Here is a 16,027-nt window from a genome sequence, read left to right as displayed (position 1 = left end):
AGTGTTGATGGCCTAACGAACAGATAAGCAGCCCACTTTAACTCATTGTCGTGGGCTGTTTACCAATAAGTGTTATTTTCTGAGTTCTCGTCTAAGAATTTTACCAACGGTGCTTTTAGGTAGTTGCTCGGTAAATTCAATTAACCTTGGAATTTTGTAGGCGGTTAATTGGCTGCGACAATAGTCTGAAATGAGCTGTTTTGTGGCTGCATCATCAGATGTTGGCTCTTTTAAAACGATTACGGCTTTAACTGCCTCACCAGATTTATCATCACTGACCCCAACGACAGCACATTCAAGGATTAATTCGTGCTGCGATAATACATCCTCAACTTCGTTAGGATAAACATTAAATCCTGACACAATGATCATATCTTTTTTGCGATCGACAATTTTATGAAAACCATCAGGCGTTGCAACTGCAATGTCACCGGTTTTGAAATATCCATCTTCGGTCATGACATTGGCCGTTTCTTGCGGTTTATTCCAGTAGCCTTGCATGACTTGCGGGCCTTTTACTGCAAGCTCTCCTGCTTCACCTAGCGGGACTTCATTATCATTGATATCGAGAATTTTTACCTGCGTTTCGAGAACGGGTTTACCAATCGTGCCTAATTGTTGATAACCAGGAGCATTTAAACTCACGACAGGTGAAGTCTCTGATAAACCATAACCTTCTGAAATCATACAACCTGTGGTTTTTTGCCATATGTTTGCTGCAGCACTTGTAAGCGCCGTTCCGCCAGAGATAGTAATGGTGAGTCGGCTAAAGTCTAGTGCTTGAAAATCTGGTTGGTGGCATAAACCAACAAATAACGTGTTAAGTCCTGCAAAGCCAGTGAAAGGGTAGCTACTCATGGTCTTAATTAACCCTGGGATATCTCTTGGGTTTGGGATTAAAACCGAGCAACTTCCTGATTCGAAATAGAGTACTAGATTCACCATAAAGGCATAGATGTGATATATCGGCAATGGCGCAACGAAAACGTCTTTACCTGGTGTCATCGTGCTGGCAATTCTAGATTTTACTTGAGCCGAGTTAGCTAGCATATTGCGATGACTTAACATGGCTCCTTTTGATAAGCCAGTGGTGCCACCTGTGTATTGCAGTGCGGCTAGATCTGTTTGTTTTGGGTAAACAGCAGTGAAAGTGGATTGCTCACCTTCAAGTAGCATCTGATTAAATTCAATTTTATTGAATGGGGTATCTATTTGCGGTTGAGGCGAAATTAAATCCAAGGCGTGGGTACTAATGACTAATGAAATACCTGTATTTGAGACGACATTATTGAGCGTGGGTAGCAAATCAGAAAGTACAACCAAGGCTTTAGCGCCTGAATCATTAAATTGGTGGATCAGTTCACGTTCTGTATAAAGTGGGTTTGTATTGACGATAACCAACCCTGCTCGCATGGCTCCGTATGCGGCAATGACAAACTGAGTAATATTGGGCAATTGAATAGCAATGCTGTCCCCTGCAGTTAAATCAGTGTGATTTTGTAGATACGCAGCAAAATGTCGTGAGGCGGACTCGATTTCTTTAAATGTGGTGTTCTTTCCTAAACACGCATAAGCAATGTTATTTCCGTACTGCTGACAGGTCTTTTCAATTAAATCGACTAGAGAGTGGTATTGATCTAAGTTGAGCTGTGATTCTGCGTCATACGCCATGAGACTGTCCCTTTTATTCATGATTTATTGTTATTCGAGAAAATCAAACACTTGTTTAGATTGGTTGAATTACATTAAAAGGTCTACTGAAAATAGTCAATCTTCATCTATCTTATTAATTAATCTAGAGTTTGTACTCTATTAACTTGTTGGTTGATCGAGCTTTTAAATTTGCAGGTTGTTGGTTTTTTGAACTAACTATAATAGCTGTATTAGTAGATTCTTTTTTAGTAAAAGCTTAACTCTAGTTAATGTAACTAAAATTGTGGGTTATTTTCATGAGGTTAAGTTATTTATCCTGATTTAGCCTGCTTATGGCGATTATTATTTTTAGTGGGAGTAGAAATAGTTAGCAATTACGTTTTATTTGTTATAGAAATGTAAATGAAAGTGAAAGAATTTCATTTTGGGAGAGACGATTATTTAATTGTAAACACCTGATTAAATTACCCGTCACAAGCATAAATATAATAATTTGAGACAAAAAATGATGACTAATCTAAAGAAAAGGAAGTTTGGCTTAAATTCGTTAAGTCTTGCTGTAACGGTAGCTTTAGCAGGCTCAGTTATGTCTACAGCAGCAATGGCTGAGGATGAAGAAGTCGCCGAAAATGTTGAAAAAATTGCCGTAGTAGGTAGCCGAGCGGCGCCTCGCTCTGTTGGTGAATCACCCGTGCCAGTAGATATTATCAGTAGTGATGACCTGAGAAAAAATGGCTCAACTGATATGATTGATATGCTGGTGACATCAGTGCCTTCTTTTAACTCGCGTGCCCAACCTATTAGTGATGCCGCCACACTTGTTCGCCCAGTCAATTTACGTGGTCTTCCTTCTGACAGTACCCTGATCCTTGTTAATGGTAAGCGTCGTCACCGTGCTTCTGTTATTGCTTTCCAAGGTGGTGGTATTAACGATGGTGCTCAAGGACCGGATATTTCTGTTATCCCAAGTATTGCGCTTAAGCAAGTTGAAGTATTACGTGATGGTGCTGCGGCACAATACGGTTCTGACGCTATTGCTGGTGTGATGAACTTCCAACTAAAAGATAGTGCTGAAGGCGGTTCAATTAGTATCAGTCAAGGCGAGTACTATGAAGGTGATGGCGCGACAACGACTATCGATGGCAACATTGGGTTACCTTTGACCGATGCTGGCTTTGTTAATATTAGTGCGCAGTATAAAACCGCAGATGCCACCAGTCGCAGTGTGCAGCGTCCTGATGCTGGCAATTTAATCGAACAAGGCAATACTTACGTAAATGATCCTGCTCAAGTTTGGGGTAACCCAGAAATTAATGATGATTACACCGTTTTTGTTAATGCAGGTTTTGACTTAAATGATAACCATCGTATTTATGCATTTGGTAATGTGTCTTCTCGTGAAGCAATTGGTGGATTTTATTATCGTAACCCACATAACCGTGGCAACGTTTACTCAGTTGATGGCGGTGAAAACTTATTAGTAGGGGCTGTTAACGGCGACCAATCAACCTGTGCTCCAGTGCCAATCCCGAAAAATGCTGATGGTTCAGATGGCAACGTTTTAGACACTGCGGCATATCAAGCAATGGTTGCTGATGCTAATTGTTTCTCTATGAACCAAGTGCGTCCAGGTGGTTATACTCCGCAATTTGCTGGAACCATTGAAGATATGTCTTTCTTTGCTGGTATTGAAGGTGAGTTAGGTGAGTGGATGTATGATGCCAGTGCGGGCACAGGCTCAAACAAATCAAGCTTTAGCCTTTATAATTCATTAAACCCATCACTCGGTCTTGCTGCGAATCCTGAGGACACGCAAACCGATTTTGATACAGGTGCTTATGAGCAAGTTGAAACAACGGTAAATCTCGATTTTTCACGTTACTTTACACTTGGCTCGATTGAAGATATTAGTTTTGCAACGGGTTTTGAGTGGCGAGAAGAGTCTTTTGAAATTACTCAAGGCGAAGAAGCATCTTGGATAGCTGGTCCTTATGCTGATCAAGGCTTCAATATTGGTTCTCATGGTTTTAAAGGGTTTGGACCAGAAGCTGCAGGTAAAAATGACCGTAGTAATATTGGTATTTACGCTGATGTTGAAGCGTATTTAACGGATGACTGGTTGTTAGGGATTGCACTTCGTTACGAAGATTTCTCAACCTTTGGCGATACACTAAACTATAAAATTTCGACCCAGTACTCTTTCACAGATTACTGGTCTATGCGTGCATCGCACAGCACAGGCTTTAGAGCACCAACTGTTGGTCAAGAAAATGTCGTGAATACTCAGACATCTATTGTTAACGGTGATTTAATTCAAACCTTTATTGCGCCTCCAACCGATCCGTTAGCAGCATTTTATGGCGGTGAAGTATTAGAGCCTGAAGAGTCAATTAACTATGCCATTGGTACTGTATTTGAGTATGACGACTTCTTCTTAACTGTTGATTACTACAATATTGAGGTGACAGGTCGTATTGCTCAGTCAAGTCAAATTGCGGTAGAACCAGAAGATTATGATGATTTAAGAGATGCTGGTGTTGAGTTCCCTGAACTCATCTCTGCGGTGACTTATTATACCAATGACTTTGATACCACGACGCAAGGTATCGATATTGTCGGCTCTTACGAAACAGAGTTAATGTCAGGTGATACGATGTTCAGCTTAGCGTATGGCTGGACTGACACGAGTGTTGATAAGTTCGATCCTGAGACGACTGATGAAGGTAAAGTTCGCCGCTTAGAAGATGGCATTCCGGCTCACCGTGCGACATTGACTTGGGGGCAAACCTGGGATGATATCAGTGTGTCATTGCGTGGTAATTACTTTGGTGAATACTATGCAACCCATGCGGATGATACCTCAGATTGGGGCTCTGAAACGGCAGACTCAGCTGTTACTGTTGACTTAGAAGTCAGTTACACCATGTTTGATCAATTAACGCTTTCTGTTGGAGCAAACAACTTGTTTGACCAAGAAGCGCAAGAGTTAAAAGATGGTACTCAAGGCGTGCTAGGTGCAGTGTATTATGAAAGTGGTCCATTTGATTACAATGGTGGCTTTTACTACGGTAAGTTAAGCTATATTTTCTAAATTACGTTAACGTCGTACATAAAAGACTGCCTAGGCAGTCTTTTTTTTGCGTGGAGATTATTTAGCTGCTTCTAACGCCTGAAACACGGCGTTTATGGTTAACTCTACAGGTAATAAGATACCTTGAGGGTGTGATGGTCCATAGACTTTGTTAAAAGGCGTTCCTATTCCACCTTCTTTACCAACGTAATCCTCAATCATTTTATTAGGTTGACTCCAGTTACCTTTCATCAAAATAAGGTTATCTGCCTCAAGTGCGTTTACCACGATTTCACGATGGGTCACATTGGCCTTATTGGTGCGGCAAGGAAGACACCAGTCTGCATCGACATCGACAAATACGGTGTAGCCTTGCTCAACCAATGGCATAATTTGAGCGGGGTTAAGGGGTTGCCACTGCAATCGCTTATAGGCATTGTAGTCTTCGGTTTTTTCCAAAAAAGCATAAACCCCAGTAAAACAGATTGTCATAAAGCCCAATATTACGATTACGATACCAGGAATGTTTTTTCCTTTAATTTTAAAAAATATGAGTAGAGCAATTCCGGCAAGTAATAATCCAAGTAAAATCGGTAGCATTAATGACATTGTGGTTTCTCGAGTAAAAAGCATGTTAATACAGTGTACTATATCAAGGTTTGCTTAAATTGAGGTTAAATGAATGTTGTAAAGGCTCATTCATGATAACGTACGTTTTTTTGCGACATGATTTCAGTATTTTTATCTATTCTGCGCGGAAAAATAACGCTGAACTCATTAGTAGTGGCCACAGAAATGCTCAAGCATAGTGAGCATGAATAATCACGGTAGAATGAAGGATTTATAAGTAATGGCATTAAGTACATGGCTTGGATTACTCGCCATCTGTTGTTTGGGAGCGATGTCTCCCGGTCCGAGTTTAGCTATGGTGCTAAGACATACGTTATCAGGAGGGAGATTACACGGCGTTGTGTGTGCTTGGGCTCACTCAATTGGCATTGGTGTGTACGCATTAGTAACGCTATTGGGCTTGGCCGTTGTGCTTGAAAAATCACCTTTAGTGTTTAATGGTATTGCTCTTATTGGAGCGTGCTATTTAGCGTGGATGGGATTTCAAGCCTTGCAATCTAAAGGGGGGATGGAGCAGAAATTACAGTCAGGTGAGTCAACTTCATTACTTCAAGCAGCTCGCGATGGCTTAGCTATTTCGTTATTTAACCCTAAAATTTTGTTGTTCTTTTTAGCGCTATTTAGTCAGTTTGTATTGGCAGCTGAATCGCTAACGGGACAAACATTAATTGTATTAACCCCACTGGTTGTAGATGGACTCTGGTATACCATCATTGCTGTCGTATTATCTCATGGGCCGATATTGTCTCGCTTACGTGACAAGGCCGCGCTTATCGATAAGCTATCAGGCGTGGTGCTTATTCTACTGGCCTTGAGGGTCATCATAGATATTATTTAGTGATAAATTCTCCAACAAAAAAGCCATCGTAATGATGGCTTTTTTACATGCTTAATATCGGCATGCTTAATTTTTGAAGACCTGCACAGAATCGTCAGCTTTTTCTTCTTTGGCTTCTTGTTGACCACCTGGTGGGTTTTTAATGTGGTCATTTAAGTTTTCGTTCAACATGCCTTTGTATTCTTCAGTGAACCAGCTCAATGCATTTTCTTTTTCTGCTTCTAGATTGGCTGATTTAATCGCAGCTTCAAACGCATTGTAGCGCGCTGCTGCAAAACGCAAAGCAGTACCGACTTTACCGATATCATTTTCTGTTTGACCTAGTTGATTGGCTAGCGCAATAAATTGATCAGCTAGTTGGTACATGGTTGTTTCAGTTTTTTGTTCTGACATGAGTTCTACTCGTAATAGTGACTTAATTTAGCAATGAGTGTACCGATTTTATTGACAGAATAAAGTCTCAATTCGCTATCAGGGGTGGAATCTGTGATCACCTGTCCATTACGTGGAGCATAATATATTGATAATGGCGTGAGAGGAATGTAGAGGCATTGAACAGGATTAATGTTAGTTGCTAGATATAACGAATCGTCGCGATGCTTCAAAAGGAGCCCAGTTTTGTGCAGGGTAACCCCATTGATTGATATTGAACTGGTCATTGGTACTTGGATTAGTGAAAATATGAACGTTATCAGCGGAGCCTGAATCTATTCACTCAGTCATTTTACTCGAGCGTTTTACTCGATCACTTCATATTAGCTAAAGCGACGACGGCTAATAGGCCGAGTATAATGATAACCACCACTAATGGATAAGTTTGAAACTAGGGTGTTTATAGGTGTTCAGTGATTCATAGTATGCTTGAGCACCTTCTTAATTATTTGCTTCGACTTAACCTTTGTCTTAGAAAGTGTAATTGAAAGGCTGTATTTCGCGAATTAACACCATAATGAGATTGACTATTTTACAAGGTAGCCCCCTAGATGAACGATTGGCAAACATTGATTAAAACGCAGCAAGCGGAGCCGTATTTTTGTGAATTAAATGAGTTTGTTGCTCATCAAAGACAGCTAGGGAAAACGGTTTACCCTGCCGATGAAGATGTATACCGCGCATTCGAATTGACTCCTTTGAGTGATGTGAAAGTGGTGATTTTAGGGCAAGACCCTTATCACGGAGCAGGTCAAGCTCATGGGTTATGTTTTTCTGTACAACAAGGAGTAAAAACACCGCCTTCTTTAGTGAATATTTATAAAGAACTCCAACAAGACATTAATGGCTTTGTCATTCCTGACCATGGTGATTTGACTAAGTGGGCTAAACAAGGTGTGTTAATGCTTAATACAGTGCTAACGGTTGAAGAGGGGAAAGCGCATTCCCACTCAAAAGCCGGCTGGGAGACTTTTACAGATAAAGTGATGCAAACCCTTAACGATAAAGGTGAGCCTATTGTATTCATTTTGTGGGGCGCTCATGCCATTAAAAAAGGTAAGTTGATTAATGCGAAGCGACATCGAGTTATAACGGGGCCACATCCTTCTCCACTGTCTGCTTATCGAGGCTTTTTTGGTAGTGGTCACTTCTCTAAAACAAATCAACTGTTAACAGAGTTAGGGCAAACACCTATAGATTGGCAAGTTTAACAATTTAAATTGTATTGATAGCAATAAAAATGCCCGCTACTAAGTTGTAGTGGGCATTTTATGATGGTTGGCTTAATTACGCTCAGATACCAGAGCGTAGATAGTTAACCAAATACAGATTAGTTATTTCGTTGAACTGAAATTTTCGCTAACGAGATTAATGCTGTCTTATATTCACTATCGGCAATTGGGGCCAGTGCAGCAATCGCTTTGTCAGCTTCTTGGTTCGCTTTTTGTTTAGTGTATTCAAGGGCGCCTGAATCATTTAAGGCTGCAACAATTTCATCAATTGCTTTCGTACCATCGCCTTTTTCAATCGCTTCTTTAATCAACGCTTTTGCAGTATCGCTACCGTGAGCCATAGCATAAATTAATGGCAGTGTAGGCTTACCTTCGGCTAAGTCATCACCAATGTTTTTGCCAAGTTCATCAGCATCGGCCGTGTAATCAAGTAAATCGTCGGTTAATTGGAAAGCGGTACCTAAAAATTTACCGTATTCACCAAGGGCATGTTGTTGCTCTTCGCTTACGTCAGCAATAACACCTGTGAGCAAGGTTGCAGCTTCGAATAATTTTGCTGTTTTACAGTAAATCACCCGCATATAATTCTCTTCGGTGGTTTCTGGATCATTACAATTCATTAATTGTAAGACTTCACCTTCAGCAAGAATATTAGTGGTGTCGGCAAGGACTCTTAACACTTTCATGCTATCGAGTTCGGTCATCATTTGAAATGAGCGGGTATATAAAAAATCACCGACTAAAACACTTGCGCTGTTTCCAAATAAAGCATTGGCTGTTTTACGACCACGACGCAATGTTGATTCATCGACAACGTCATCGTGTAATAAAGAAGCAGTATGAATAAATTCAATAATAGCTGCTAACTTAAGATGCTCTTCACCTTTATAGTCGATAGCACGAGCAGAAAGTACCGAAAGTAATGGGCGTAATCTTTTACCGCCACCATTGATAATGTAAAAACCGAGTTGGTTTATTAGTGCAACATCAGACTCAAGTTGTTTGTAAATTAACTGATTTACGGCTTGCATGTCGTTATCAGCTAGTTGACGAATGGCGTTTAAATCCATAATGGTCTCTAGTTATTAGGCTATCAGGCAAATTATATTGCCCACTATATAAGGTTCAAATTGTATATTAACAAATTTTAACTAAAATTCATGCCTTAGACAGCTTTTGTTCTTAGATTGTGGGAGTTAAACCGAGCTTTTTTTATTGATTCACATTTAACACTTGCCAGATGGTAAATCTTAGCGTAGACTCCGCGCCCATTGTCATTAAAAGTTTTTAGCACCCGGTATCTACATATAATGAACCGGAGTGTTAGTCCATTTGGAGTGAAATAGCTATGTACGCTGTTTTTCAAAGTGGCGGAAAGCAACACCGTGTTGCTGAAGGTCATACAGTTCGTTTAGAAAAAATTGAAGTTGCTACTGGTGAAACTATTGAGTTTGACCAAGTATTATTGGTTGCTGACGGTGAAAACGTTCACGTTGGTGCTCCATTAGTAGCTGGTGGTAAAGTTGTTGCTGAAGTGGTTAGCCACGGTCGCGGTGAGAAAGTAACTATTCAAAAGTTCAATCGTCGTAAGCATCACGAAAAGAAAATGGGCCATCGTCAATGGTTCACTGAAGTTAAAATCACTGCGATTAGCGCATAATATTAGGAGTCTAACTCATGGCACATAAAAAAGCTGGCGGTTCTACTCGTAACGGCCGCGATTCAGAAAGTAAACGTCTTGGTGTTAAGCGTTTTGGTGGTGAATCAGTTGTTGCTGGTAACATCATCGTTCGTCAACGTGGTACTAAATTCCACGCTGGTGTAAACGTAGGTATTGGTCGTGACCATACTTTGTTTGCATTAACAGACGGTAAAGTTAAGTTTCAAGTAAAAGGTCCTAATAACCGTAAGTTTATTAGCATCGAAGCTTAATTCTAGACTTTAATCAGTCTTTGAAAGCCCCGCCTTCTGGCGGGGCTTTTGTGTTTTTTACTTCATTGTTGGAGTTAGTTAACTAAACTTCATTGGAGTATTTTCGGTGTGTTACATCGATGGTTATTTATTTTGCAGTAAGCGATTTATGGTGATTGAATCTTCTACGCTTCCCTGCACATCTCAGTCTTTTGAGGTTATAATTGGCACATTAAGTGGTGTCAGGAGTATGTATGAAGTTTATTGATGAGGCTAAAATCAGAGTTGAAGCGGGTGACGGTGGCAGTGGCTGCGTTAGCTTCAGACGTGAGAAATATGTGCCAGATGGCGGTCCTGATGGTGGTGACGGCGGTGACGGCGGTAGCGTATTTTTAGTCGCAGACGAAAACATGAACACGCTTATTGATTTTCGATTTGTACGTTCTTACATCGCTGAGCGCGGTAAGAATGGTCGTGGTCGTGATTGTACAGGTCATGGCGGCGAAGATATGTTATTAAAAGTACCTGTGGGTACTCGCGCTGTTGATTTTGAAACAGAAGAGTTACTAGGTGACTTAACCACTCATGGTCAAAAACTGTTAGTGGCTAAAGGTGGTTTCCACGGTTTAGGTAACACTCGTTTTAAAAGTAGTACTAACCGAGCGCCTAGACAAAAGACATTAGGTACACCTGGCGAAGTACGCATGCTGAAGCTGGAACTATTGTTACTAGCCGATGTTGGCTTGTTAGGTTTACCGAATGCGGGTAAGTCAACTTTTATTCGTTCAGTTTCTCGTGCTACACCAAAAGTCGCCGATTACCCATTTACCACTTTGGTGCCTAATTTAGGTGTTGTCAGCCCTCGTCCTGGTCAGAGTTTTGTTATTGCTGATATTCCTGGCTTGATCGAAGGCGCGTCAGATGGTGCGGGTTTAGGCATTCGTTTCTTAAAGCATTTAGAGCGTTGTCGTGTGTTATTACACATTATCGATATCGACCCTATTGATGGTAGCGATCCGGTTGAGTCTGCGCGTTCAATTGTGGCTGAACTTGAGAAATATTCTCCTAAATTGGCTGCTAAGCCGCGTTGGTTAGTATTTAACAAGATTGATTTACTGCAAGAAGATGAGCTTGCTGAGAAAATGGAGCACATCGTTAAGGAAATCGATTGGAAAGGTGACATATACACTATGTCAGCATTTAATCGCACCAATACTGAAGAGTTAAGTTTAAAACTTCTCGACTTTATTTCTGCATTGCCTGACGAAGATGAATCAATCAGCCCTGACGATGAAGTCGAGTTTAAGTGGGATAATTACCATCAAGCTAATGTTGAATCTGTTAACGAAGACTACGATGATGACTTCGACGACGATTTCGACGATGATGACTATGATGTGGAAATTATCTACCAACGTTAAATTGAGTTAAATAAGAGAAAAATTGTGTACGCCGACACTCAAAATGATATCACTCGTCTTGTAGTACGAAGTGCACAACTTCTCTTAGCTTATGGCGCTGAATCTGATCTTGTTGAAGAGATCAGCCAGCGCCTAGGCAAAGCCCTTGGCCTAGCCAGTGTCGAACTGTCGATTTCTTCAAATTCCCTCGTATTGACCAGCCTTGTCCATGGCCGTTGTATTACCACGACGCGCCGTTTACGCGAGCATGGCATTAACATGATGATTGTATGTGAAGTGCAACGCATCTGTATCTTGGCCGAAAAAGGCATTTACAACGACAAGCAAGTTAAACGCCGTTTAGAAAAAATTGAACCCAAAACGTATCCTGCCAAATATGTCATCGCGATGATTGGCTTGTCTTGTGCGAGTTTCTGTCATTTATTCGGTGGTGATTTGGCGGCATGCTTTATTACGTTTATCGCTTCAGCTGTCGGCATGTCGGTTCGTTTATCCTTAGTGAAAAAACATTTCAATCTGTTGATAATTTTTGCTATCACCGCCTTTATTACCACCTTGGTTGCGCAACTTGGTCACCTTTTGGAATTGACCTCAACACCGAAAATTCCAATGGCTGCAAGTGTGTTAATGCTTGTACCGGGTTTCCCACTGATAAATGCTATTTCTGATATGGTCAAAGGCCATATGAATGTCGGTATATCTCGTTGGGGACATGCCACTTTACTTACACTGGCAACGGTTATCGGTATTACGCTAGCGATGGCATTTGGAGGGACGTTGATCACATGAATCTTGTGCTGACTTTACTTAATGATGCATTCTTTTCTGCAATTCCAGCAATGGGGTTTGCGATGGTATTTAATGTCCCAAGACGATTTTTACCTTATTGCGCTCTTGCAGGTGCAATCGGTCATAGTTTTAGAACCTTGTTATTGCACCTAGATATGCCAATTGAATGGGCCACATTTGCAGCTGCCGCGCTAGTTGGAGTGATAACCATCCGTTTTGCTAAAAGACATCTTGCTCCACCGCTGATGTATGCAGTGGCAGCAATCATTCCCATGGTACCAGGGACTTATGCGTATAATACGTTAATTGCAATTGTTCAGCTAAGTGTGCAAGAGCAGGTGAGTTCAGATCTCACCACTATGGTTATTCAAAATGGGTTAAAAACAGTTTTCATTCTGGGGGCGCTGTCAGTAGGCCTGGCTATGCCGGCCTTGGTTTACTATCGCACTCGACCAATTATTTAATTTCTCCAGCATCAAATAAGGATTTTACATGCGCATCGCTATGATCGCCGCTATGGCCAATAATCGTGTAATCGGTAAAGACAACAAAATGCCATGGCACCTGCCTGAAGATTTAAAACATTTTAAAGCTATGACACTCGGCAAGCCTGTAGTGATGGGGCGTAAAACCTTCGAATCAATTGGTAGACCATTACCGGGTCGCCACAATATCGTCATTACCCGTCAAAGCGACTATCAACCAGAAGGCGTTTCTTGCGTCAATTCTTTTGAGGCTGCAAAAGCCCTTGTGACAGGTTGTGAAGAATTAGTTGTTATTGGTGGCGGACAACTCTATAAAGAAATTTTACCTTTGGCCGATACCCTATATCTAACCTTTATCGACTTAACGGTTGATGGTGATACTTTTTTCCCTGAATGGGATGACGGTAGCTGGACGTTAAAAGATAAGGTAGTTGAGATAAATGAATCACAATTGCAATATAGCTTTAACACTTTGGTGAAATAATGTTAAATTGTGGCCTGTGTTACCCTGAATAGATACTTGCCCTTGATGGCAGGTACAAAAATAAAAATACCTAAAAAGGAGTGTCAGATGCGTTTAATGCCTGTGGCCTTAGCAGCCCTAATCGCAGCATCTTTTGTGTCAACCCCTGCCGAAGCGAATACTGATCAACTTGTCGCGAACATTTGTGATTATGTAAAATCTAATGACAAAAACCGTTTACGTAAAAAGTTGAAAGAAAGCCGCGTAAAATTACGCAATATTTACACTGGTGTTTCTTGCGACGGTAATAGCTTATTAAGAACTGCATACAACTCTAACGCCTTAGAAGTGGGTGAGTACATTGCAAAACGTCTTCCTGCTGGAGATTTAAATACTCCTGAAGCAGACGGACAAAGCATTCTTGATTGGGCAAATGCAAATGGTCATAGCGGTAGTGCAATCACTGCTGCAGTACAACAACGAATCAGTAGTGGCGAATAAGCCATCTCGTTGGAATGACTTGCTTTAGCATTATGTAACTGTTGTGAGTGTTTGTATTCATAACGTGTAAAGCAGACTCAGATACATCTGATTAAAAACCGCCTTTGGGCGGTTTTTTTATGGCTAAGCTTTTTCGTCTCGCTCATTTTACTAGCAAGAGTTCTCAAGAGCAGCACAGACATCTGAATGTAAATAAAAGAAACATATAAAAAGCCTTGAATAGAAACCGATAACAGTGAGCTATCATAAACAGTTATCACAGACTGCTATCCAAGACTGTCACCCTAGATAGTTAACATAAATAGTCACCCTAGATACTTGTCACTGACACTGTTAAAACTTTATCGAAATCTAACTTAATGAGTGAGATGGATTATTGGGGAAGCGTGGTTGAGTGAAATAATAACCGAGCTGATACGGTTCGGCATATTGGGTAATATGTTTTTTATTCTGACAAGTTGAGTAAACTATATAAACTCAGGTAGAACTGAGTTTATATTATTAAGTTTAAGCCACTAAAAAAGGCTCCTGAGAGCCTTTTTAGTAAAAGATGAGTAATCTACTGCAGTTAGACTTTAAATTCACCTACAGAGCCTTGTAGCTCTTCAGATAACATTGCAACTTGATGGCTTGATTGTGCAGTTTGATCAGCACCCGTCGCCGTTTCCTCTGATATTGCTGCAATATGTTCTAGCATCTCAGAAACTTGTTGGCTCACTAAGTTTTGCTCTTGAGCTGCTTGAGCAATGTGGTTACCTGAATCATAAGCTTTGTGCACTGACTGGCTAATCGTTTCTAGTGCTAAATTCGCTTGCTCTGTCTTATCAACACAACTTGTAGCTTGGCTGCGTCCTAGTTCCATCACTGATACCGCTTGTTGCGCGCCTTGTTGCAGCATTTCAATCATTTGCTGAATTTCGCTGGTTGATTCTTGTGTTCTAGAAGCAAGGCTTCGAACTTCATCAGCAACAACAGCAAAGCCACGACCTTGCTCACCAGCACGTGCAGCTTCAATTGCCGCATTAAGTGCAAGTAGGTTGGTTTGTTCTGCAATTCCTCTAATAACATCCAAAATAGAACCAATTGATGCGCTGTCAGAATGAACCTTGTTAATCACTTGTCCTGCTTTGGCTACTTCATCTGCAAGTGCGAGAATGGTGACTTTGTTTTCTTCTGCAAGTTTACGCATGTGCTGAGTTTCTTCGTCAGCTTGCTTGATTTGCTCTAAGGCTTGGTCAGCACTCATTGAAACCTGCTGAGCACTTGAACTTAATTCAGTTGTTGCTGTTGCCACTTGGTCGACTTGGCTCTTCTGTTCTTGAATGCCACTGGTCGTTTGCGTGGTAATTGCTGATGTTTCTTCAGCTGCTGCTGCAAGTTGATTAGAGCGATCTAAGATACCTACAATCAGGTTTCGTAAGCTATCAACTAAGCTATTACAGTTCTTCGCTAACTCGGCAAACTCATCGTGACCTGAGTCGTCGAGTTTATGGGTCAAGTCACCTGAAGCAAGAATGTTAAGAGCTTGATTAACCTTGGCAAGTGAGCGAGTCAGTGGTTTTACTACTGCAATACTGACGATAATAGAAACCAAAATCGCTAAGATAACAACAAACATAGTTTTGAGGCTGGCTGAATCAATATTTTCAATAGCACTATTACCAATGTGACTAGTGAATTTTTCGATATTATCGGCGAGACTAAACATTTTAGCGTTGACTTCTAAACGATCTTTGTCTGTTGCAGCTAATAGGTTGGCAGCTTGTTTATTGTGTTTAAGTTGTTGTCCTTTTAGGGCAACGATTGAGTTATTACCATTAATCAAAGCAAATACAGCGTTACTTTCAGTATTTAAATCGTCTAATGTACCGTCGCTGATAATGCCACGACCTTGAAGATTAATATGTTCAATCTTTCTTCTCGTGTCACTCACCATGTACTCAAGCTCTTTAACGATAACATTGTATTTACTGTCATCAGTAGCAGCAACTAAGTCATAAATGGTGGTGATAATATTAATAAAAGTACTGTCAACAACCCCTGCTGTTGCTGCAATGCTTTGTTCGGTCGTATCGTCACTCATTTCTAAATCGATCAGATCAAGTAAGATAGACGAGGCTTCGTCAGCACTGTCTTCAAGATCATCACGTAAAGATAATAATTGTTCATTCTTAATTAATGCATTTTCATGCTCTTTAAGCATTAATTTACCGTTCTTTTCAAAACCAGCGTAGCTAGATTTTAATTGCGATAAATTACTTGAGAATTCTTGTCTATCTGAAATCAGTGCAGTCAATCTGTTAAGCGTTTTATGAAACTCACTCGACTCTATTTGGATTTTTTTCTCAACAGCGGGGATTTTATTTGATTCATTAGTGTAATAACCAAATAGAATTTGGATTTGCTGGGCACTTAAATTTTTTGTTAATTCACCTGTTGCAGTCAGCGCGGGTAAGCTAACTTCTTGCAAAGTTGTTGTACTATCTTTAATGGTATTATTGGTCAGTAAAGATACGCCACCTAATACAATTAAAAGCAGTGTTACAACAGTAAAACCGCCAATAACTCTGGTGGCAACATTAATTTTCATAGCATACTCCGG

The 16,027-nt window shown here is 40.7% G+C and carries 15 protein-coding genes; 10 read left to right on the top strand and 5 right to left on the bottom strand.

What is annotated here, in order from left to right; translation table 11 throughout:
- Positions 1-72: 72 nt before the first annotated feature.
- Positions 73-1,671, bottom strand: coding sequence for an AMP-binding protein (locus tag AN944_RS09335; protein ID WP_055024336.1), 1,599 nt, complete (start codon positions 1,669-1,671; stop codon positions 73-75).
- A 487-nt stretch (positions 1,672-2,158) separates the two neighbouring features.
- Here AN944_RS09335 and AN944_RS09330 point away from each other — a divergent pair, with 487 nt between their 5' ends.
- A complete protein-coding gene (locus AN944_RS09330; protein ID WP_055024335.1) occupies positions 2,159-4,744 on the top strand; it encodes a TonB-dependent siderophore receptor in 2,586 nt (861 codons plus the stop codon).
- Between the two features lie 57 nt (positions 4,745-4,801).
- On the opposite strand, the gene AN944_RS09325 is transcribed toward AN944_RS09330, so the two are convergent.
- Entirely contained in the window at positions 4,802-5,332 is a 531-nt protein-coding gene (locus AN944_RS09325) for a thioredoxin family protein (protein WP_080915139.1), read from the bottom strand.
- A 241-nt stretch (positions 5,333-5,573) separates the two neighbouring features.
- Here AN944_RS09325 and AN944_RS09320 point away from each other — a divergent pair, with 241 nt between their 5' ends.
- Entirely contained in the window at positions 5,574-6,191 is a 618-nt protein-coding gene (locus tag AN944_RS09320) for a LysE family translocator (protein ID WP_055024333.1), read from the top strand.
- 66 nt (positions 6,192-6,257) lie between these two features.
- On the opposite strand, the gene AN944_RS09315 is transcribed toward AN944_RS09320, so the two are convergent.
- The gene (locus tag AN944_RS09315; RefSeq protein WP_055024332.1) at positions 6,258-6,584 is read right to left on the bottom strand and encodes a DUF3144 domain-containing protein; all 327 of its coding nucleotides are present in this window, start codon (positions 6,582-6,584) and stop codon (positions 6,258-6,260) included.
- A gap of 590 nt (positions 6,585-7,174) precedes the next feature.
- On the opposite strand from AN944_RS09315, the gene ung reads away from it, so the two are divergent.
- On the top strand, positions 7,175-7,834 hold the full coding sequence (gene ung / locus AN944_RS09310) for a uracil-DNA glycosylase (protein ID WP_055024331.1): 660 nt from the start codon (positions 7,175-7,177) through the stop codon (positions 7,832-7,834).
- Positions 7,835-7,953: 119 nt separating this feature from the next.
- On the opposite strand, the gene ispB is transcribed toward ung, so the two are convergent.
- A complete protein-coding gene (gene ispB / locus AN944_RS09305) occupies positions 7,954-8,925 on the bottom strand; it encodes an octaprenyl diphosphate synthase (RefSeq protein ID WP_055024330.1) in 972 nt (323 codons plus the stop codon).
- A 278-nt stretch (positions 8,926-9,203) separates the two neighbouring features.
- Between ispB and rplU the strand changes: the two genes are divergently transcribed.
- The 7 genes from rplU (at position 9,204) to AN944_RS09270 (ending at position 13,425) form a co-directional block, all read left to right on the top strand.
- Positions 9,204-9,515, top strand: a complete 312-nt coding sequence (gene rplU, locus AN944_RS09300; RefSeq protein ID WP_055024329.1) for a 50S ribosomal protein L21 — start codon at positions 9,204-9,206, stop codon at positions 9,513-9,515.
- A 17-nt stretch (positions 9,516-9,532) separates the two neighbouring features.
- Positions 9,533-9,787, top strand: a complete 255-nt coding sequence (gene rpmA / locus AN944_RS09295) for a 50S ribosomal protein L27 (protein ID WP_055024328.1) — start codon at positions 9,533-9,535, stop codon at positions 9,785-9,787.
- A 233-nt stretch (positions 9,788-10,020) separates the two neighbouring features.
- The gene (gene cgtA / locus AN944_RS09290) at positions 10,021-11,187 is read left to right on the top strand and encodes an Obg family GTPase CgtA (protein ID WP_055024327.1); all 1,167 of its coding nucleotides are present in this window, start codon (positions 10,021-10,023) and stop codon (positions 11,185-11,187) included.
- A 24-nt stretch (positions 11,188-11,211) separates the two neighbouring features.
- Positions 11,212-11,976, top strand: a complete 765-nt coding sequence (locus AN944_RS09285; RefSeq protein WP_082419968.1) for a threonine/serine exporter ThrE family protein — start codon at positions 11,212-11,214, stop codon at positions 11,974-11,976.
- Entirely contained in the window at positions 11,973-12,440 is a 468-nt protein-coding gene (locus AN944_RS09280) for a threonine/serine exporter family protein (protein WP_055024325.1), read from the top strand. The genes AN944_RS09285 and AN944_RS09280 overlap by 4 nt, the downstream gene beginning before the upstream one ends.
- A gap of 28 nt (positions 12,441-12,468) precedes the next feature.
- Positions 12,469-12,945, top strand: a complete 477-nt coding sequence (locus AN944_RS09275) for a dihydrofolate reductase (RefSeq protein WP_055024324.1) — start codon at positions 12,469-12,471, stop codon at positions 12,943-12,945.
- A gap of 87 nt (positions 12,946-13,032) precedes the next feature.
- The gene (locus tag AN944_RS09270; protein ID WP_055024323.1) at positions 13,033-13,425 is read left to right on the top strand and encodes a DUF3718 domain-containing protein; all 393 of its coding nucleotides are present in this window, start codon (positions 13,033-13,035) and stop codon (positions 13,423-13,425) included.
- A 568-nt stretch (positions 13,426-13,993) separates the two neighbouring features.
- Here the strand turns inward: AN944_RS09270 and AN944_RS09265 are convergent.
- Complete coding sequence (locus AN944_RS09265) at positions 13,994-16,015, bottom strand: methyl-accepting chemotaxis protein (protein ID WP_055024322.1); 2,022 nt, start codon at positions 16,013-16,015, stop codon at positions 13,994-13,996.
- Positions 16,016-16,027: the final 12 nt, after the last annotated feature.

This window comes from Shewanella sp. P1-14-1, from assembly GCF_001401775.1.
In the GTDB taxonomy this organism is placed as follows: Bacteria; Pseudomonadota; Gammaproteobacteria; order Enterobacterales; family Shewanellaceae; genus Shewanella; species Shewanella japonica.
Note: the sequence above shows the minus strand (reverse complement) of the source record. Positions and strands in the feature narration are given on the sequence as shown.

Excerpts from the sequence above, each read along its gene's own strand:
- AN944_RS09270 (WP_055024323.1), top strand. The coding sequence starts at position 13,033 with ATGCGTTTAATGCCTGTGGCCTTAGCAGCCCTAATCGCAGCATCTTTT.
- AN944_RS09325 (WP_080915139.1), bottom strand. The coding sequence starts at position 5,332 with ATGTCATTAATGCTACCGATTTTACTTGGATTATTACTTGCCGGAATT.
- AN944_RS09265 (WP_055024322.1), bottom strand. The coding sequence starts at position 16,015 with ATGAAAATTAATGTTGCCACCAGAGTTATTGGCGGTTTTACTGTTGTA.
- cgtA (WP_055024327.1), top strand. The coding sequence starts at position 10,021 with ATGAAGTTTATTGATGAGGCTAAAATCAGAGTTGAAGCGGGTGACGGT.
- AN944_RS09320 (WP_055024333.1), top strand. The coding sequence starts at position 5,574 with ATGGCATTAAGTACATGGCTTGGATTACTCGCCATCTGTTGTTTGGGA.
- rpmA (WP_055024328.1), top strand. The coding sequence starts at position 9,533 with ATGGCACATAAAAAAGCTGGCGGTTCTACTCGTAACGGCCGCGATTCA.
- ispB (WP_055024330.1), bottom strand. The coding sequence starts at position 8,925 with ATGGATTTAAACGCCATTCGTCAACTAGCTGATAACGACATGCAAGCC.
- AN944_RS09280 (WP_055024325.1), top strand. The coding sequence starts at position 11,973 with ATGAATCTTGTGCTGACTTTACTTAATGATGCATTCTTTTCTGCAATT.
- AN944_RS09335 (WP_055024336.1), bottom strand. The coding sequence starts at position 1,671 with ATGGCGTATGACGCAGAATCACAGCTCAACTTAGATCAATACCACTCT.
- AN944_RS09315 (WP_055024332.1), bottom strand. The coding sequence starts at position 6,584 with ATGTCAGAACAAAAAACTGAAACAACCATGTACCAACTAGCTGATCAA.
- ung (WP_055024331.1), top strand. The coding sequence starts at position 7,175 with ATGAACGATTGGCAAACATTGATTAAAACGCAGCAAGCGGAGCCGTAT.
- AN944_RS09275 (WP_055024324.1), top strand. The coding sequence starts at position 12,469 with ATGCGCATCGCTATGATCGCCGCTATGGCCAATAATCGTGTAATCGGT.
- rplU (WP_055024329.1), top strand. The coding sequence starts at position 9,204 with ATGTACGCTGTTTTTCAAAGTGGCGGAAAGCAACACCGTGTTGCTGAA.
- AN944_RS09330 (WP_055024335.1), top strand. The coding sequence starts at position 2,159 with ATGATGACTAATCTAAAGAAAAGGAAGTTTGGCTTAAATTCGTTAAGT.